Here is a 229-nt window from a genome sequence, read left to right on the forward strand (position 1 = left end):
CGCCGAGGGCCTGAAGAAGGCCCAGGACACCTGCGCCGAACTCGGCCGCCTGCTGGGCGTGCCCGCCGCCCAGGTGCTGCCGTTCTCGACCGGCGTGATCCTGGAGCCGCTGCCGCTGGACCGCCTGTTCGCCGGCCTGCCGGGCGCCATCGCCAACCTGGGCGCCGACCATTGGTCCAGCGCCGCGCACGGCATCATGACCACCGACACGCTGCCCAAGATCTCGTCG

1 protein-coding gene is annotated in these 229 nt (G+C 72.9%); it reads left to right on the forward strand.

The genetic code is table 11. From position 1 onward, the window contains the following. Positions 1-229 (forward strand): bifunctional ornithine acetyltransferase/N-acetylglutamate synthase (locus SB764_RS45240; RefSeq protein ID WP_410867471.1); only part of this gene is annotated, 229 nt, incomplete at both ends.

Source organism: Paraburkholderia sp. SIMBA_027 (assembly GCF_046535315.1).
Taxonomy (GTDB): domain Bacteria; phylum Pseudomonadota; class Gammaproteobacteria; order Burkholderiales; family Burkholderiaceae; genus Paraburkholderia; species Paraburkholderia tropica.